At 61.9% G+C, this 18,454-nt stretch carries 18 protein-coding genes; 16 read left to right on the forward strand and 2 right to left on the reverse strand.

Annotated features, from left to right (window positions below):
• Nucleotides 1-24 precede the first annotated feature (24 nt).
• Nucleotides 25-1,167: a winged helix-turn-helix domain-containing protein gene (locus IEX40_RS13510; RefSeq protein WP_188749137.1), complete on the reverse strand. Its 1,143-nt coding sequence runs from the start codon at nt 1,165-1,167 to the stop codon at nt 25-27.
• Nucleotides 1,168-1,666: 499 nt separating this feature from the next.
• Between IEX40_RS13510 and IEX40_RS13515 the strand changes: the two genes are divergently transcribed.
• The 12 genes from IEX40_RS13515 to mobA all read left to right on the forward strand — a co-directional run bounded on the left by IEX40_RS13515 (nt 1,667) and on the right by mobA (nt 14,641).
• Nucleotides 1,667-5,431: a nitrate reductase subunit alpha gene (locus IEX40_RS13515; protein WP_188749139.1), complete on the forward strand. Its 3,765-nt coding sequence runs from the start codon at nt 1,667-1,669 to the stop codon at nt 5,429-5,431.
• Complete coding sequence (narH, locus tag IEX40_RS13520) at nt 5,428-7,005, forward strand: nitrate reductase subunit beta (protein ID WP_188749141.1); 1,578 nt, start codon at nt 5,428-5,430, stop codon at nt 7,003-7,005. Before IEX40_RS13515 ends, narH begins: the two co-directional genes overlap by 4 nt.
• Entirely contained in the window at nt 6,998-7,735 is a 738-nt protein-coding gene (gene narJ / locus IEX40_RS13525; RefSeq protein ID WP_188749142.1) for a nitrate reductase molybdenum cofactor assembly chaperone, read from the forward strand. The genes narH and narJ overlap by 8 nt, the downstream gene beginning before the upstream one ends.
• A gap of 18 nt (nt 7,736-7,753) precedes the next feature.
• Nucleotides 7,754-8,428: a respiratory nitrate reductase subunit gamma gene (gene narI / locus IEX40_RS13530; RefSeq protein ID WP_188749144.1), complete on the forward strand. Its 675-nt coding sequence runs from the start codon at nt 7,754-7,756 to the stop codon at nt 8,426-8,428.
• Between the two features lie 96 nt (nt 8,429-8,524).
• Nucleotides 8,525-9,349 carry a peptidylprolyl isomerase gene (locus IEX40_RS13535; protein ID WP_229680760.1) on the forward strand — a complete coding sequence of 275 codons (825 nt, stop codon included), beginning with the start codon at nt 8,525-8,527 and terminating at the stop codon, nt 9,347-9,349.
• A gap of 21 nt (nt 9,350-9,370) precedes the next feature.
• Nucleotides 9,371-10,012: a carbonate dehydratase gene (gene can, locus IEX40_RS13540; protein WP_188749146.1), complete on the forward strand. Its 642-nt coding sequence runs from the start codon at nt 9,371-9,373 to the stop codon at nt 10,010-10,012.
• A 130-nt stretch (nt 10,013-10,142) separates the two neighbouring features.
• The gene (gene moaA, locus IEX40_RS13545) at nt 10,143-11,144 is read left to right on the forward strand and encodes a GTP 3',8-cyclase MoaA (RefSeq protein WP_188749148.1); all 1,002 of its coding nucleotides are present in this window, start codon (nt 10,143-10,145) and stop codon (nt 11,142-11,144) included.
• Nucleotides 11,145-11,199: 55 nt separating this feature from the next.
• Nucleotides 11,200-11,856, forward strand: a complete 657-nt coding sequence (locus tag IEX40_RS13550) for a Crp/Fnr family transcriptional regulator (protein WP_188749150.1) — start codon at nt 11,200-11,202, stop codon at nt 11,854-11,856.
• Nucleotides 11,853-12,236, forward strand: a complete 384-nt coding sequence (locus IEX40_RS13555; RefSeq protein WP_188749152.1) for a putative zinc-binding protein — start codon at nt 11,853-11,855, stop codon at nt 12,234-12,236. The genes IEX40_RS13550 and IEX40_RS13555 overlap by 4 nt, the downstream gene beginning before the upstream one ends.
• A gap of 23 nt (nt 12,237-12,259) precedes the next feature.
• Nucleotides 12,260-12,808 carry a molybdenum cofactor biosynthesis protein B gene (moaB, locus tag IEX40_RS13560; RefSeq protein ID WP_188749155.1) on the forward strand — a complete coding sequence of 183 codons (549 nt, stop codon included), beginning with the start codon at nt 12,260-12,262 and terminating at the stop codon, nt 12,806-12,808.
• Nucleotides 12,805-14,034 (forward strand): molybdopterin molybdotransferase MoeA, encoded by a 1,230-nt coding sequence (locus IEX40_RS13565; RefSeq protein WP_188749157.1) that lies wholly within the window; start codon nt 12,805-12,807, stop codon nt 14,032-14,034. Before moaB ends, IEX40_RS13565 begins: the two co-directional genes overlap by 4 nt.
• Before the next feature lie 4 nt (nt 14,035-14,038).
• The gene (gene mobA / locus IEX40_RS13570; protein WP_188749160.1) at nt 14,039-14,641 is read left to right on the forward strand and encodes a molybdenum cofactor guanylyltransferase MobA; all 603 of its coding nucleotides are present in this window, start codon (nt 14,039-14,041) and stop codon (nt 14,639-14,641) included.
• Between the two features lie 20 nt (nt 14,642-14,661).
• Here mobA and IEX40_RS13575 read toward each other — a convergent pair whose 3' ends face one another.
• A complete protein-coding gene (locus IEX40_RS13575) occupies nt 14,662-15,084 on the reverse strand; it encodes a bacteriohemerythrin (protein WP_188749162.1) in 423 nt (140 codons plus the stop codon).
• A 267-nt stretch (nt 15,085-15,351) separates the two neighbouring features.
• Between IEX40_RS13575 and IEX40_RS13580 the strand changes: the two genes are divergently transcribed.
• From IEX40_RS13580 to IEX40_RS13595, 4 genes are all read left to right on the forward strand, one after another.
• A complete protein-coding gene (locus tag IEX40_RS13580; RefSeq protein WP_188749164.1) occupies nt 15,352-15,858 on the forward strand; it encodes a CBS domain-containing protein in 507 nt (168 codons plus the stop codon).
• Nucleotides 15,852-16,106, forward strand: a complete 255-nt coding sequence (moaD, locus tag IEX40_RS13585) for a molybdopterin converting factor subunit 1 (protein WP_188749166.1) — start codon at nt 15,852-15,854, stop codon at nt 16,104-16,106. Before IEX40_RS13580 ends, moaD begins: the two co-directional genes overlap by 7 nt.
• A 129-nt stretch (nt 16,107-16,235) precedes the next feature.
• Nucleotides 16,236-16,772 carry a CBS domain-containing protein gene (locus IEX40_RS13590; protein ID WP_188749168.1) on the forward strand — a complete coding sequence of 179 codons (537 nt, stop codon included), beginning with the start codon at nt 16,236-16,238 and terminating at the stop codon, nt 16,770-16,772.
• Between the two features lie 88 nt (nt 16,773-16,860).
• Nucleotides 16,861-18,414, forward strand: coding sequence for a methyl-accepting chemotaxis protein (locus IEX40_RS13595; RefSeq protein ID WP_188749170.1), 1,554 nt, complete (start codon nt 16,861-16,863; stop codon nt 18,412-18,414).
• The last annotated feature ends 40 nt before the right edge of the window (nt 18,415-18,454 follow it).

The raw sequence follows: 18,454 nt of genomic DNA on the forward strand, positions 1-18,454 counted from the left end.
ATTTGCAGGATGCGTAAGATGTAGTTATCTAACGGGCTGATACCGGCAACCGTTAAACGCCGCGAACTCGCTGATCGCCTCATCCAGCCGCGGGGCGAAGTCCACCTTATCCACAGTCGGGTCCTCGATATGCAGGCTCAGCACCTCAAACCGCTGCTCGGCGCGGTGCGCCTTGCAGTCGATACGGCCGACAAAGCGGTCTCCCATCAGGATCGGCAGGCAGAAATAGCCGTATACCCGCTTGGCCGCCGGCAGGTAGCACTCCAGTCGGTAGTCGAAGCCGAACAGTCCGCTCAGGCGTTCACGATGGATCAGCGCATTGTCGAACGGCGACAGCAGCTTTACACGGTCGGTCTTCGGGGCCGCGGAGGTGGTGTCCAGAGCTCCGGCGTCGACATAGCAGTCGGGTAGCGCGGGATCTTCAACCTTGACGAGTGTGCCGCTTTCGATGCGCTCGGTCAGTACGTCACGCATTGCGGCCTTCAAAGGCTTGCCGGTCTTCAGGTGCAGCAGCTGTTTCCAGGTAACCAGACCGTGGGCGCGCACTGTGCTCTCCAGCAGATAGGACGCGTACTCATGCGGTGTGGGCTCACGCAGATCCAGGTCGGCAGGCAGGATACGTTCGGCCAGGTCATAGATCTTCTCCATGCCGTTGCGCTCGCGCACCATCAAATCGCCCTGCATGAACAGCTTGTCCAGTGCCCGCCGCCCCGGCCCCCAGTTCCACCAACTGCCCTGCTTGCTGCGGCCGGTGTCGACAGAGCGTACGCTCAGTGGACCTTCCTCACGCACTCGGTCGAGGATCTCCCGCATCATCCGGGTATCGATATTCGTGAAATAGGGGTGCTCGCCGGTGCGGATCGCATTCATCCGCGGCAGCGCAAAACGGTAGTCACGCATCGGCAGGTAGGAGGCGGCGTGAAACCAGTATTCGAAGATCTGCCGCTCGGCGAGCAGTCGGTTCAAGTGACTCGGCTGGTAATCCGGTACCCGGGCCCAGAGGGTGTGGTGATGCGCGCGCTCCACCACCGACAGGGCATCGATCTGCACATAGCCCAGGTGTTCGATCGCCTGGCGGGTCCCATGCAGGCCGCTACCAAAGGGTTGTGCCTGGGTGAGTCCTTGTCTGGTCAGCGCTAATTGTCGCCAATGCAGATGAGCCATCATCTTGGTCCTTAACCTGAGCGGTTCATGGTAGAAGATCGGGCTGTTCCCGAACAGCTTCGTGACTGATAGTCCTCATGCCTGAGCAGCCCAAGCAGGGGGAGTGGAGGGCATTCAGAAGTGTGTATTGATCGGGATACCTATAAAGACCTGCAGGGTAAAAATCGAATCCCTCTTCACCTTATCTGTCACATATAAACACTTTAAAAAACATATCATTAGATGTGATTCGGGTTGGTATCACTTTAGTGGTATATGCCATTTTGCACGCCTAGCGCCCCTTTTCCAGCGTTGACCCAGATCAACATCGGTTGGCCGCCGCTGCCGTACTTTCACTCCCACACAGTAAACCGCAGGACGCACTGCAACGAGGTAGTGCGCCCCCGCGAGCAGACCAGCAAAGGCCGGTTAGCGCCGGGGTTACCCGACAGGCCGGAAAATCCAGAGGGATACATCGCCGTGATGAATCCTGTCCTGAGCAAGAGGTTTCAGGAGACCTAATATGAGCCATTTGCTTGATCGACTCAGATATCTGAAGAAGAAGCCGCAGAGCTTCGCCGGCAACCACGGCCAGACCACGGACGAGAACCGTGACTGGGAGGATGGTTACCGCCAGCGCTGGCAGCACGACAAGATCGTGCGTTCCACCCACGGTGTGAACTGCACCGGTTCCTGCAGCTGGAAGATCTACGTCAAGAACGGTCTGATCACCTGGGAGACCCAGCAGACCGACTACCCGCGTACCCGGCCCGACCTGCCCAACCACGAGCCGCGCGGCTGCCCCCGTGGTGCCAGCTACTCCTGGTATATCTACAGCGCCAACCGGCTGAAGTACCCGACCATCCGCAAGCGCCTGCTGCAGCTGTGGCGCGAAGCGCGGCTGACACACCAGGACCCGGTGGAAGCCTGGGCCTGCATCGTTGAGAATCCGGACAAGGCCAGATCCTACAAGTCGGTACGCGGCCAGGGCGGTTTCGTGCGTTCGAACTGGGACGAGGTCAACGAGATCATCGCCGCGTCCAACACTTACACCATCAAGCAGTACGGCCCCGACCGTGTGATCGGCTTCTCGCCGATCCCGGCCATGTCGATGGTCTCCTATGCCGCCGGCGCCCGTTACCTGTCGCTGATCGGCGGTGCCTGCCTGAGCTTCTACGACTGGTACTGCGACCTGCCGCCGGCGTCGCCGATGACCTGGGGCGAGCAGACCGACGTGCCGGAATCGGCCGACTGGTACAACTCCAACTACATCATCGCCTGGGGCTCCAACGTACCCCAGACCCGTACCCCGGATGCCCACTTCTTCACCGAGGTGCGCTACAAGGGCACCAAGACTGTGGCGGTAACGCCGGACTACTCCGAGGTCGCCAAGCTGTGCGACCAGTGGCTGAATCCGAAGCAGGGCACCGACGCGGCGATGGCGATGGCGATGGGCCACGTGATCCTGAAGGAGTTCTACGTCGACAAGCCCAGCGCCTACTTCAACGACTACGCGCGCAAGTACAGCGACATGCCGTTCCTGGTGCAGCTGGACAAGCGTGACGACGGCTCCTATGCCGCCGGTCGCTTTATCCGCGCCGCCGACTTCGATGCCAACCTGGGCCAGGACAACAACCCGGACTGGAAAACCGTCGCCTTCGACACCAGCAGCAATCAGTTTGTGGTGCCCAACGGCTCCATCGGCTTCCGCTGGGGCGAGCAGGGCAAGTGGAACATCGAGGAGAAGGAGGGCGGCGAGGGTCGTGGCACCCAGCTGGCGCTGAGCCTGATCGACAACCACGACGAGGTGGTATCGGTGGGCTTCCCTTACTTCGGTGGGGTGGAGAACGAGTACTTCACCAACAACGTGTTCAGCGATGTGATTCATCACAACCTGCCGGCCAAGCGGGTCAAACTGGCCGATGGCAGCGAGTCGCTGCTGGTCACCGTGGGTGACCTGATGCTGGCCAACTACGGTGTCGACCGCGGCCTGGGCGGCGATTTCGTGGCCAAGAGCTTCGATGACAACGCGCCTTACACCCCGGCCTGGCAGGAGCAGATCACCGGTGTCGACCGCAACGTGGTGATCAACATCGCCCGCGAGTTCGCCGATACCGCGGACAAGACCAAGGGTCGCTCTATGATCATCGTCGGTGCCGGTATGAACCACTGGTACCACATGGACATGAACTATCGTGGCCTGATCAACCTGCTGGTGATGTGCGGCTGCATCGGCCAGACCGGTGGCGGCTGGGCGCACTATGTGGGGCAGGAGAAGCTGCGTCCGCAGTGCGGCTGGTTGCCGCTGGCGTTCGGTCTCGACTGGCAGCGTCCACCGCGGCACATGAACGGCACCTCCTTCTTCTATAACCACTCCAACCAGTGGCGCTACGAGAAGCTTGAGGTGAGTGAGATCCTCTCCCCGCTGGCCGACAGGTCCAAGTACAGCGGTAGCCTGATCGACTTCAACGTGCGCTCCGAGCGCATGGGCTGGCTGCCGTCGGCACCGCAACTGAACACCAACCCGCTGCATCTGACCAAGGCGGCGCAGGCCGCCGGCAAGACGCCGCAGGAGTATGCGGTCGAGCAGCTTAAGAGCGGCAAGCTTGGCTTCGCGGCCGAGGATCCGGACAACCCGCAGAACTTCCCGCGCAACATGTTCATCTGGCGCTCCAACCTGCTCGGCTCCTCCGGCAAGGGCCATGAGTACATGCTCAAGTACCTGCTCGGCACCAACCACTCGGTGCTGGGCAAGGACCTGGGTGAAGAGGGCGGTCACAAGCCGGAAGAGGTGAAGTGGCACGATCAGGGCGCCGAAGGCAAGGTCGACCTGCTGGTGACACTGGACTTCCGCATGTCCACCACCTGCCTCTACTCCGACATCGTGTTGCCCACCGCCACCTGGTACGAGAAGGACGACCTCAACACCTCGGATATGCACCCGTTCATCCACCCGCTCTCCGCGGCCACCGACCCGGCCTGGGAAGCGCGTTCCGACTGGGATATCTACAAGGGGATCGCACAGAAGTTCTCCGAGGTCTGCGTCGGTCACCTGGGCGTGGAGCAGGATCTGGTCACCGTGCCGCTGCTGCACGACACCGCCGGCGAGCTGGCCCAGCCCTATGATGTGAAAGACTGGAAAAAAGGCGAGTGCGACCCGGTACCGGGCAAGACCATGCCGAACCTGGCCCTGGTCGAGCGTGACTACCCCAACACCTATGCCCGCTTCACCTCGGTCGGTCCGCTGCTGGAATCCGCCGGTAACGGCGGCAAGGGGATCAACTGGGACACCAAGAAAGAGGTTGAGCTGCTCAAGCAACTGAACTGGACCCACACCCAACCGGGTGCCAGCGAGGGCCGCGCCAAGCTGGAGACCGCCATCGATGCTGCCGAGATGATCCTGGCGCTGGCGCCGGAGACCAACGGTCAGGTGGCGGTGAAGGCCTGGGAAGCGCTGGGCAAGGCCACCGGCCTCGACCACACCCACCTGGCGCTGCCGAAGGAGGAGGAGAAGATCCGCTTCCGCGACGTGCAGGCGCAGCCGCGCAAGATCATCTCCTCGCCGACCTGGTCTGGCCTGGAAGATGAGCACGTCTCCTACAATGCCGGCTACACCAACGTGCATGAGCTGATCCCCTGGCGCACCCTGACCGGTCGTCAGCAGTACTACCAGGATCACCAGTGGATGCGTGACTTCGGCGAGAGCCTACTGGTGTACCGGCCGCCGATCAACACCAAGTCGGTCAAACCGATGCTGAACCACAAGTCCAACGGCAACCCGGAGATCGCGCTGAACTGGATCACCCCGCACCAGAAGTGGGGCATCCACTCCACCTACAGCGACAACCTGATCATGCTGACGCTGTCGCGCGGCGGTCCGATCATCTGGATGTCCGAGGTGGATGCGGCCAAGGTCGGCATCGAGGACAACGACTGGGTTGAGATCTTCAACACCAACGGCGCCATCGCTGCCCGTGTCGTGGTCTCCCAGCGGGTCAACGAGGGGATGACGCTGATGTACCACGCCCAGGAGCGCATCGTGAACGTACCGGGCGCGGAAACCTCCGGCACCCGCGGCGGTATTCACAACTCGGTGACCCGCGCCTGCCCGAAACCGACCCACATGATCGGTGGCTACGCGCAGCAGTCCTACGGCTTTAACTACTACGGCACCGTCGGTTCCAACCGTGACGAGTTCGTCATCGTACGCAAGATGAAGAACATCGACTGGCTGGATGGCGAGAACAACGACTATGTACAGGATCCTGTTCAGGAGGCCGCACAATGAAAATCCGTTCTCAAGTCGGCATGGTGTTGAACCTCGACAAGTGTATCGGCTGCCACACCTGCTCGATCACCTGCAAGAACGTCTGGACCTCCCGCGAGGGGATGGAGTACGCCTGGTTCAACAACGTCGAGACCAAGCCCGGTATCGGCTACCCGAAAGAGTGGGAGAACCAGGACAAGTGGAACGGCGGCTGGCGTCGCAAGGCCGACGGCAGCATCGAACCGCGCATCGGCGGCAAGTGGCGGGTACTGGCGAACATCTTCGCCAACCCGGACCTGCCGGAGATCGACGACTACTACGAGCCGTTCGACTTTGACTACCAGCACCTGCACAACGCTCCCGAGGGCAAGCACCAGCCGGTGGCGCGGCCACGTTCGCTGATCACCGGCCAGCGCATGAAGAAGATCGAGTGGGGCCCGAACTGGGAGGAGATCCTCGGTACCGAGTTCAAGAAACGCTCGAAAGACCGGAACTTCGACAACGTACAGAAGGATATCTACGGCCAGTTCGAGAACACCTTCATGATGTACCTGCCGCGCCTGTGCGAGCACTGCCTGAACCCGGCCTGTGTCGCCAGTTGCCCCTCCGGCGCGATCTACAAGCGCGACGAGGATGGCATCGTGCTGATCGACCAGGACAAGTGCCGCGGCTGGCGCATGTGCGTGTCCGGCTGCCCGTACAAGAAGATCTACTACAACTGGAAGACCGGTAAATCCGAGAAGTGCATCTTCTGCTACCCGCGTATCGAGTCCGGCATGCCCACCGTCTGCTCTGAGACCTGCGTCGGCCGTATCCGCTACCTCGGCGTGATGCTCTACGATGCCGACCGCATCGCCGAAGTGGCCGCCTCCGGCAACGAGCAGGACCTGTACCAGAAGCAGTTGGAGATCTTCCTTGACCCGCATGACCCGGCGGTGATCGAGCAGGCCCGTCGCGACGGTGTTACCGACAGCGTGATCAAGGCGGCGCAGAACTCACCGGTGTACAAGCTGGCGATGGACTGGAAGCTGGCACTGCCGCTGCACCCGGAATACCGCACCCTGCCGATGGTCTGGTACGTGCCGCCGCTGAGCCCGATCCAGTCCGCCGCCGACGCCGGCAAGATCGGCATGAATGGCGCGATTCCGGATGTGGACAGCCTGAGGATCCCGGTCAAGTACTTGGCCAACCTGCTCACCGCCGGTGACGAGAAGCCGGTGGTCGCCGCGCTGAAGAAGCTGCTGGCGATGCGCGCCTACAAGCGTGACGAACAGGTCGAAGGCAAGATCAACCTGCAGGTACTGGAAGACGCCGGTCTCACCGAGCATCAGGCCAAGGAGATGTACCGCTACTTGGCGATCGCCAACTACGAGGACCGCTTCGTCATTCCGACCAGCCACCGCGAGCTGGCCAAGGAAGCCTTCCCCGAACGCAACGGTTGCGGATTCAGTTTCGGCAACGGCTGCGCCGGTGGCGAGAGCGAGTTCAACCTGTTCGGCGCCAAGAAGCAGAACGTCACCATGGTCGAGAAGATCGGCAGCGTGCAGCAGGTGGATCCGAAGCTGCTGCGCGATACGGAGGTGGAAGATGCGTAGCCTGAATGTGATCTCGGCCCTGCTGGGCTATCCGGAGCGCGAGCTGGTCGAGGCCCGCGTGGCGCTGATCGACGCGGTGCGTGCCGACACGCACCTGCCGCAACCGCTGTACGACAAGCTGGTGCGGTTCATCGACCGGCTGAGCAAAACCGATCTGCTCGACGCCCAGGAGAACTATGTGGCGCTGTTCGATCGTGGCCGTTCGCTGTCGCTGCTGCTGTTCGAGCACGTGCACGGCGAGAGCCGCGACCGCGGCCAGGCGATGGTGGACCTGATGGCGATCTACGAGCGCGAAGGGTTCCAGATCAACGTCCGTGAGCTACCGGACTACCTGCCGCTGTTCCTCGAGTTCCTGGCCCAACGGCCGGAATCCGAGGCACGCAAGTGGCTGGCCGACGTGGCGCATATTCTGGTGCTGCTGGAGGAGCGGCTGCGCCAGCGCGACAGCGACTACGCGGTGCTGTTCGAGTCCCTGTTGGGGCTGGCCGGCATCGAAATCGAACAGGAGCGTGAGGAGCTGCGCGACAAGGTGGCCGCCGAGGCACGCGACGATACGCCCGAGGCGCTGGATCAGGTGTGGGAGGAGGAAATGGTGCGCTTCACCGAGAACAGTGCCCAGGAGTGCGGCGACGGCGTGATCGCCCAGCGCCGCCGGGAGCTGGACCAGGTGCGACCGCTGCATCTTCAGGGTGCCCAGCCGGTCTGTAGCGAAACTGCGGGTTCATTCTGAGTCCGGGGAGAAGAGAAAATGTCTTATCTGAACGATCTGTTATTTGGCGTTTACCCTTACATCGCCGGCGCGATCTTCCTGATCGCCAGCTGGATCCGCTACGACCGCGAGCAGTACACCTGGCGCGCAAGCTCCAGCCAGATGCTGAACTCGAAAGGGTTCCGCCGCGCCAGCAACCTGTTCCATGTCGGCGTGCTGGTGATCTTCTTCGGTCATCTGGTCGGCCTGCTGACGCCGCATGCCCTGTATGCGCCGTTCATCTCCGCCGGCAACAAGCAGCTGATGGCGATCATCGTCGGCGGTTTGGCGGGGATCTCCTGCTGGATCGGTGCCCTGTTGCTGCTCAAGCGTCGTCTGACCGATCCGCGTGTGCGTGCCACCGGCACCAAGGCGGACCTGTTCATCATTGCGCTGCTGTTCGTCCAGGTCAGTCTCGGCCTGCTGACCATCCCGTTCGCGATGCAGCATCTGGATGGCGGCGTGATGATCGATCTGGCGCACTGGGCTCAGGGGCTGGTTACCTTCCAGGCCGATGCCGCGAGCCATCTGGCCGAGGTGGGGCTGGTGTACAAACTGCACATCTTTATCGGCCTGACCATGTTCGTGGTGTTCCCCTTCACCCGCATGGTGCATATCTGGAGCGTACCGGTGAAGTACTTCGCCCGTAACTATCAGATTGTGCGCCAGCGCTAAGCCGGTTTACCCGAACGTTGGACCCTTCCCGAGACGTTTGGGTAAGGGGGGCGTAAGCCCCCCGATCTAACCCCAGCAGAATATGAGGTACCCGCTATGCAGATGATCGAGCTGACCATGGTGAACGAGGATCGGCCCGAGTTCGATGCGGTGATCGTCAACGGCAAAAGCCTGGACGAGCAGCGTATCGCGCAGGAGATTCAGTACTACCCGGCGGAGTCGCTGCAAGCCTCCCGGGCCCAGGCGGTGCAGGCGCTGGTGATCCGCGAGCTGCTGATGCAGCGGGCGGAGGCGCTGGGGCTGGAGGTGGCGAAGACGGAAGATGGCGACCTTGATGAAGAGGCGTTGATCCTGCAGTTGATCGAGCGGGAGGTCGATCTGCCTCAGGCCACCGACGAGGTGTGTTACCACTACTTTGAAGCTAATCGCGACAAATTCTGTACCCAGCCGCTGGTGGCGGTATCCCATATCCTGCTGGCGGCGGCGCCGGACGATCTGGAGCAACGCGCCAAGCGCAAGGTGCAGGCGGAGGTGCTGATCGAAGCGTTGCAGCGCGATCCCGAGCTGTTTGCCGAGATCGCCCGCCAGCACTCCGACTGCCCGTCGAAGGAGCTCGGTGGCGAACTGGGCCAGATCGACAAGGGCCAGACCGTGGACGAGTTCGAGCGCCAGATCTTTACCCTGCCGGAGGGGCTGGCGGCGAGGCCGCTGGAGAGCCGTTACGGATTTCATGTCACCCGCATCGACAAGCGTGTCGAGGGTGAGCCGTTGCCCTACGAGGCGGTGGAACGCCGCATCCGTGCCTACCTGATCGAGCGCAACTACCGCCGGGCCGTAAACCAGTATATCCAGCTGCTGGTTGCCGATGCCGAGATCGAGGGGATAGCCGTGCAGGGGGCCGACTCCCTGCTGGTGCAGTAGAACAAAGCGGAGGAGGTCGCGATGTTGACCGACCTGTTAGGCAACAATCGGGACTGGGCTGCACGCATCGAGCGGGAGCAGCCCGGTTTCTTCAAGCAGTTGGCGGCGCAGCAGAGTCCGGAGTACCTGTGGATCGGTTGCTCCGACAGCCGGGTGCCGGCCAATGAGATCGTCGGCATGCTGCCGGGCGAGCTGTTCGTGCACCGCAATGTCGCCAACCTGGTGCTGCATACCGATCTGAACTGCCTGTCGGTGATCCAGTTCGCCGTACAGATACTGAAGGTGAAGCACATCATTGTCTGCGGTCATTACGGCTGCGGCGGCGTGCGCGCCGCGCTGAGCAACCAGGATTACGGCCTGATCGGCAACTGGCTGCGCCATATTAAAGATATAGGGTTTCACTGCCGCGAGATACTCGATGCCGAACCGGACGAGGAGCGCCGGATCAACCGACTGTGCGAGCTGAACGTGCTGCAGCAGGTGGAGAACGTCTGCCACACCAGCATCGTGCAGAAGGCCTGGCGTCGCGGTCAGCCGCTGGCGGTACACGGCTGGATCTACAGCATCGAAGACGGCCTGATCAAGGACCTGAAAGTGGATATCGACTGTGTCGCCAATATGCCGGCGATCTACTCGCTGCAACGGGAAGCATTGAGCATCTGACGCACACCGCCCTCTTCTTGCGCCAGATCAATTAATCACTCCATAGCGGCCCGAACTACCTCCATAGAGGAATAGGTGGGCCTGAGCCGGGTAGCAATAATTTTCCTACCTGTAGCGGAGGAACAGAGCGATGACTGAAGCAGACAGCGGCCTGATCGATGGCCTGGGTAGAAAGATCGACTACATCCGCCTGTCGGTAACCGACCGCTGCGACTTCCGCTGTGTCTACTGCATGGCCGAGGATGTGCAGTTTCTACCCCGTGCCCGCATCCTGTCGCTGGAAGAGCTGGAGACCCTGGCCCGCTCCTTCGTCGAGATGGGGGTCAGGCGGATCCGCCTGACCGGCGGTGAGCCGCTGATGCGCCGGGGGATTGTCGACCTGGTGGCGCGCCTGGCATCGCTGCCGGGACTGGACGAGGTGGTGATGACCACCAACGGCTCGCAACTCTATCGCCTGGCCAGGCCACTGAAGGAAGCGGGCCTGAAGCGACTCAATATCAGCCTGGACAGCCTGAAACCGGAGCGCTTCGCGGCGATGACCCGGCGCAGCAAACTGTGCCAGGTGCTCGCCGGTATCGACGCGGCCGTGGCCGCCGGTTTCGAGCGCATCAAGTTGAACAGCGTCATCATGCAGGGCCACAACGATGACGAGATCCATCCGCTGTTGGCCTTTGCCCAGTCACGCGGCATCGATATCAGTTATATCGAAGAGATGCCGCTGGGCCGGGTCTACAGCCACGACCGCCGTCAGGCCTACTGCTCCAGCGATGATGTGAAACGGGAGATTGAAACCCGCTATCAACTGATGCCCTGCACCGACCGCACCGGTGGTCCCTCCCGCTATTACCGTATTGCCGGGTTGCCGGGCAGGGTCGGCTTCATCTCTCCACACAGCCATAACTTCTGCGACAGCTGCAACCGCCTGCGGGTGACTGCCGAGGGACGCCTGCTGCTCTGCCTGGGACAGGAACACTCGGTGGACCTGCGCGACATTCTGCGCCGTTATCCCGGCGAGAAAAATCGGATCGAGAAGAGGGTGCGAGAGGCGATACGCCACAAACCATCAGGACACAGCTTTGCCGATCGCGATGCGCCCCAGGTATTGCGTTTCATGAACATGACAGGTGGATAGAGCCATGGGATGGAGAGCGACTCATGTTGAGCTTCAAACGCACTGGACCAAGCAGGTGCGACAGCACCTACTGCTGTCGGCGCTGGACGAGCGCCAGTTCAGCGAGCTGATGGCATCAGCCCGGCTGATCGACCTGCAACCACGGGAGAGCCTGTTTCAGCAGGGCGATGCCGCCGAGCGGGTGTTCATCGTACTGACGGGACGTATCAAGTTCTTCCGTATCTCCGCCAGCGGACGGGAGATCGTGATCAGTGTACTGGGGCGAAACGATCCGGTGGCCGAAGCGGCCATGTTCATGTCTGAGCAGCACTACCCGGCCAATGCCAGTGCCATTGAGGCGAGCTGCCTGCTGGCCCTTAATGCTCATGTCTATCAGCACCTGCTGCGGCAGTCGGTGGACAGCTGTTTCGGCGTCATGGCCGCGATGGCCGCACGCCTGCAGCGCAGCATGGCGGAGATCGAAACGCTGACCCAGCAGGACGCGGCGCACCGCGTGGCCCGCTTTATCCTCGACCTGGTGGATAAGGGGGAGAGCGGACGGGTGGTGGTTGAGCTGCCGGTCTCCAAGCAACTGATCGCGGCACGGCTGGCGATGCAGCCGGAAACCTTCTCGCGGGTGATCGCGGCACTGAAACACAAGGGCCTGCTGCAGGTGAATGGCGGCATGCTGACCATACCCAGCGTGGCTGGCTTAAGGCAGTGGGCGGTATGACGAAGCGTCGGGATCTGCCGCTGGTCTACGCCTGCTCCGGCTGCTCCGATGTGGCGCAGTTGGCCAACGATGTGGCCGTACGGCTGGATCATCAGGGTAAGGCGGAGATGTCCTGCATCTCCGGCGTCGGCGGCGGGGTGCAGGCGCTGGTCCGGGTCGCCCGCTCGGGTCGGCCGATCATCGCCATCGACGGATGCCCGCTGCATTGTACGGCTGCCTGTCTGGCCAACTGTGAGATCGAGCCGGATGAGCATGTGCGCTTGTACGAGCAGGGCTACAAGAAACGTATTGGGCGTAAAGCCGACGCCGACGAGGTAGCGAAGGTCGCTGCCCATGTTGAAGCTCTGATCGAGATCCTGAATCTGGATCAGTACTGCTGAATAGATTTTTGAGGATAGCAGTGATGGGACATGCAAAAGAGAACGCGGTGTTCGTGCCGCTCAATATCGCGGTACTGACGGTGTCGGACACCCGCACCCGGGACACCGACAGCTCGGGTGATACCCTGCACGCGGCGCTGGAGGAGACCGGACATCGCCTGGCCGATCGCCAGATCCGGCCCGACGATATCTACCAGCTGCGGGCGCAGGTGTCGCAGTGGATCGCCGATGCCGCTGTCCAGGTGATCCTGGTTACCGGCGGCACCGGCTTCACGCCGCGTGACAATACACCGGAAGCGCTGTTGCCGCTGTTCGATAAACAGATCGAGGGCTACGGAGAGCTGTTCCGTCAGCTCTCCTACGAGGAGATCGGCACCTCCACCATCCAGTCCCGCGCCGTAGCCGGGGTGGCCAATCGCACGGTGATCTTCGCCATGCCCGGCTCGCCCAAGGCCTGCCGTACCGCCTGGGAGCGGGTGATCCGCGAACAGCTCGATGCGCGTCACCGTCCCTGCAACTTCGTCGAGATGGTGCTGCCCGATGCGGTTAGCGCCTGCGGGCCGCGATCATGAGCGGTTGCGGCTGCGATAGCGGCGAGCTGATGCCGCTGAGCCAGGCGCTCGAACGCCTGCTGGCCGATGTCCGGCCGCTGGTCGAGACCGAGTCGGTTGGCGTTGAACAGGCGCGGTGCCGGGTACTGGCGCAGGATCTGCTGTCCTCCATTGCCGTGCCACCGGCGGACAACAGCGCCATGGACGGATATGCCGTCAACACCGCGGGCCTGCCGGAGGATCTGCGGCTGCCAGTCAGCCAGCGTATACCCGCCGGTGCCCAGGGGCAGCCGCTGCAGCCCGGTACGGCGGCGCGCATCTTCACCGGCTCGGAGATTCCGCCCGGTGCCGATGCGGTGATCATGCAGGAGCAGTGCGAACAGCAGGGTGAATATGTGCAGCTCAACCGCCGGCCTCAGACCGGCGATCATATCCGCCCTGCCGGCCAGGATATCCGTCCCGGCCAGTGTGCGGTGCCGGCCGGGACGCGGCTCGATGCCCGTCATCTGGGGGTAATCGCGTCGGTGGGTATCGATCGTGTGCCGGTATACCGTCGCCTCAGGGTGGCGGTGCTGAACACAGGTGACGAACTGCTGATGCCGGGGCAGCCGAACCAGCCGGGTAAGATCTACAACTCCAATTACTTCACCCTCAAGGGCCTGCTGGAGCCGCTCGGCGTCGACGTGATCTTCTCCGGTGTGGTCGAAGACAGCTTGGCGACCACCCGCGATGCGCTGGCGCTGGCGGCACAGCAGAGCGACCTGATCCTGAGCAGTGGCGGCGTCTCGGTGGGCGAGGAGGACCACGTCAAGGCGGCGGTGCAGAGTTTGGGCGAGCTTGGCCTTTGGCGCATGGCAATCAAACCCGGCAAGCCGCTGGCCTATGGTCGCGTCGGTACGACGCCGTTCATCGGTCTGCCCGGTAATCCGGCGGCGGTGCTGGTCACCTTCCTGATGCTGGCCCGGCCCTATTTGCTGAAAATGCAGGGCTGCACGGCACTGCAACCGAGCTGCTTCCAGCTGCCGGCCGGATTTGGCCGCGAACGGGCCATTCCACGCGACGAGTTTATCCGCGCCCGGCTGGTGCAGGGCGAGGCGGGGCTGCAGGCGGCACCGCTGGATAACCAGAGCTCCGGCGTACTCAGCTCGGCGATTCGGGCCGGGGGGCTGCTGCTGATCCCCGCCGGCGAGCGTGTGGCGCCGGGGCAGCTGTTGAACTTCTATCCCTTCCACGGCGTACTGGACTGACAGGATGAGCGGAGTAAGTGAAACCGGTATGACGGCGCTTGCCGCGGTGATCCTGGCCGGCGGGCAGGGGCGGCGCATGGGCGGATGTGACAAGGGGCTGGTGCCGTTTCGCCAGGTGCCGATGGTGAGCTGGAGCCTGGTGGCGGCACAGGCGGAGGTGACGCAGGTGCTGATCAGCTGCAACCGCAACCCGCTGGAGTACGCCCGCCTCGGGGTGCCGCTGGTACAGGATCGCCAGGCCGGCTTCAATGGACCGCTAAGCGGTATTCAGGCGGCGATGGCGGCTCTGGAACCGGAGATCGGTCATCTGCTGGTGCTGCCCTGCGATACGCCGCTGATCAGCGGCGATCTGGTGCGTAGCCTGATCGACGTCGCCCGACGCAACCCCGCGCATATCGTGCATCTGCGGAGCGAGGGGCAACCGCACTACCTGCACGCGGTGATCCCCTGCCGCTATCGCGACAGCCTGGATCTCTGGCTCGAATCAGGGCAACAGGCGGTGGGGCGCTGGTATGCCCAGCACCCGGTCATGCGGCTGGCGGTGGATGAGCAGGCCCATCGCCTGCTCAATCTGAACAGCCCGGAGCAGCTCCGGGCCAGTGCTTAAGATAGGCGAGGGACCGGGTTTTACCCCTGACGCTCGATAAACATCGCGGTGACGCTGTCCATGGTGTTGATATGGTTGATAAACCAGGGTACGACGCTGTCGGCCAGGTAATTCTGCAAGGACGCTGCCGGCATACCCTCTCGCCACTCTTCGATCACCGCGTTGAACTCCTCCAGTACACGCTCATGCTCGCCCTTGTGCACCGGGTAGGCGGGAAATCCGGTACGCTCCATCTCCGCCTGCTCATGCGCGAAATGGTCGCGGTTATGCTCATAGAACTGATCCAGTAGCGCAGTGACTGCTGTACGGTCCTGGCTGGCACCGCTGGCCAGTTGATCGAGCGCTGCATTGAGAAGGTTGATCAGTGCGCCGGCCTCGGCATGATCCTCGTTCATAAAATCGAGTTCGACCTGGGGCAGGGTATCGGTGGAGAGAAGCGTCATTCGGGTACCTGCAGATTGGCTTGGGTGAGTGTACCCGAACTCTAGCCGATCGTTTCGCCACGCTGATTGACCGATATCAAGTGCCATCCTGTTCCGCGACCGGTGCGCGCCGCGGCGCCTCTGCGCGCGAAAACTTAACCTGGATCAATAATTGGATCGGTCGGGCCTAGCTGTACCACTTCCGAGATATGGTCGCCCTGTAGGTGCTGTGGGAATGTGAACTCAGCCCTATGGGGCCGACCTTTCCACAACAAGAGGATCGATACCATGGCTATACCCAAGTCTCTCGTTGCAGCCGATATCATGTCCCGCGATCTGCTTACCGCAAAGGCTCACTGGTCGTTGCAGACGCTGATCGAGTTCTTTATCAAACATAAGATCACCGGCGCTCCGGTACTGTCCGATAAACAGGAGCTGATCGGTGTGGTCAGCTTGTCCGATCTGCTCAAGTTCGATGCCATCACCGCACACACACCCAGCGAAAATCCGATGGCGCAGTACTACTACTCGTCTCTGGACGGGGCCAGCATCGATGAACTCGGTATCAAGGAGTCGAACCCGCACCTGAGCCATCTGGTCAGTGAGATCATGACACCTGCGATCATCTCGACGCCCTCCTCGACGCCAGTCACCGAACTGGCCGCGATCCTGTGCGATAAGGCGATCCACCGCATCTTCATCACCGACGGCAAGAGGCTGTGCGGTGTGGTGTCCACGCTGGATATTCTCAAGCATTTGAGCGAGCTGACGCAGCCAGAGTGTGAGCTGTGCTGATACTGAAGTACTTTGCCAGCCTGCGCGAGCAGCTGGCCCGGGATGAGGAGCATATTGCGCTGCCGGCCCAAGTCACCACGCTGGCCGAGCTGATCGAGCATCTGGGCACAGAGCGCGATGAGTGCTGGTTGAGGGCTCTAACCGCGACGCCGGTAGTCACTGCGGTCAATCAGGAGGTGTGTGGCCCTGAGCAGAGGATCTGCGACGGTGATGAGATCGCATTCTTTCCGCCGGTAACCGGGGGGTAGCGGAAAAGTCAGCGCAAAACAGCTGGAGCCGCAGTTTTGTGCCAGACTGACTAGCGAAGTGCTAACCCCCTGGCCGGGATCACGCTATCGGGAGGTCGCCCGGTCTGAAACAGTATGAGGAGCCAGATCATGAGTTCCCATTCACAGCTAGTCGCTACCGATATCATGTCCCGCGACCTGCTCACGGCGGAGGAGCATTGGTCGTTGCAGACGCTGATCGATTTCTTTATCCGTTACCGTATTACCGGTGCCCCGGTGCTGTGCGACAACAAGGAGCTGGTCGGCGTGGTCAGCCTGACCGATATCCTGACCTTCGATGGCAAGTCTGAACACAGTCCCGGTGAGAATCCGATGTCGGATTACTACTACAGTGCGCTGGAGGGAACCAGTGTCGATGACCTGGGGCTCAAGGAGGGCAACCCGCATCTGAGCCATAGGGTCAGCGAGATCATGACCCCGTCGATTATCTCCGCACCGACGTCGACACCGGTGATGAAACTGGCGGAAATCCTGTGTGAAAAGGGGATTCACCGTATCTTCATTACCGAGGGTAAAAGCCTGTGCGGTGTCGTGACCACGCTCGATATCCTCAGGTACCTGACCGAGCTGGCGGCCCAGGTGCAACCGGCGCCGATGCTGTCCGGGAGCCGCTCTGACGCCTCCTGAGAAAATTGTCGGGGTGTAACAACTTTTTTCTGATTGCGGGCTAAAGTTGTTGTATTGGTCGTCAAACCAAGGGAACAGGGAGCACAGGATGCGCATCAATAAGCCGGTTACCGCACAGGAACGACGTTTTGAACCCGAACAGAAACTGATCTCGACCACCGATGCCAAGGGCGTGATCGTGCACTGCAATCAGGCGTTTATCGAGGTCAGCGGCTTTTCCAGGGAGGAGCTGATCGGTAAGCCGCATAATCTGGTGCGCCACCCGGATATGCCGCCGCAGGCGTTCAGCATCATGTGGGAACATCTGAAGGCGGGCAAGCCCTGGATGGGGCTGGTGAAAAACCGCTGCAAGAACGGTGACTACTACTGGGTGAACGCCTATGTCACGCCGATCACCGAGCGTGGCAAGATCGTTGGCTACGAATCGGTGCGGGTGTGTCCGCAGCGGGCCGACGTAGAGCGGGCACAGCGAGTCTACGACCGCCTGAACCGGGGTAAGGCCGCGCTGTCGTTCAGGCTGCCCATGCCACATTGGTTGATTCTGGGCGCAGCGCTGCTGGCGGCAATGATTCTTGCGCTCAATACACTCTATCTTCCCGCGCTTGTCCTGATGGCGCTCGGTGCAGTCGCAGCGCTGGGGCTTCAGCAGCTGTCGATTACACGCGCACTGGCCGGCACCCTGGCGCTGGTTGCGAAATCCTTCCGCCACCCGGTTGCGGTGGCGACCTATACCGACAACCAGGGGGGAATAGGCGAGCTCCAGGTGGCGATACTCAGTGAGCTGGCCCACCTGGAAACGGCGCTGACCAGAATCGAGGACGCCGCCAAAAGCGTGGCGCAGGAGGCACGGTCCGCCCAGGCGCTGTCGCAGTCTTCGTATGAAGCGCTTGGCCGCCAGCAGGACGACACCGAGCAGGTCGCCGCCGCGGTGCATCAGATGACCGCCACGATCAATGAGGTGTCCGGTCATGTGCAGGAGACCGCACACCAGGCAGAGAGTGCCAACCAGGTGGCGCGCTCGGGCAACGACTTTGCACTGACGGCGAGGGCGTCGATCGACCAGCTGCGCCGCACCGTGGATGATATCGCCCAAGCGATTGGTGACCTGGTTCAGCAGACGCACCTGATCGCCAATGCGGCCGGCATCATCGAACAGATTGCCGAGCAGACCAATCTGCTGGCGCTGAATGCGGCGATCGAAGCCGCCCGCGCCGGGGAGCATGGCCGGGGGTTCGCCGTAGTTGCCGACGAAGTGCGGCAGTTGGCGCAGCGTACCCAGAACTCCACCTCCGAGATCCACCAGATCCTGTCGACGCTGCGCAGAAGCGTCGACAGCTCCGTAGCGGTGGCCAGCGAAGGGCAGAGCCGGGCCCAGGAGGGGCTGAGTAATGTCGAGGAGACGACGCAGATCCTCACCCAGATCTCGGGGATGATGGCCAATATCGCCAATATGTCGCTGCAGATGGCGACGGCGGTAGAGGAGCAGGCCCATGTGTCCGAAGAGATCGGCCGGCAGATCACCAGCATCGCCGATATCTCGGCGCACAGCCTGCAGGAGACCTCGGAGTCATCCAGCATGATGAAGAAACTGCGCGGTGTAGCGGGTCAGATGAATGAGCTGGTGGTCGGCTTCAGACATTAACGCGAGGCTGAAACCAAGTAACACAAACCCCGTTATGGAC

This window comes from Marinobacterium zhoushanense, assembly GCF_014641945.1.
GTDB classification, from domain to species: Bacteria; Pseudomonadota; Gammaproteobacteria; order Pseudomonadales; family Balneatricaceae; genus Marinobacterium_D; species Marinobacterium_D zhoushanense.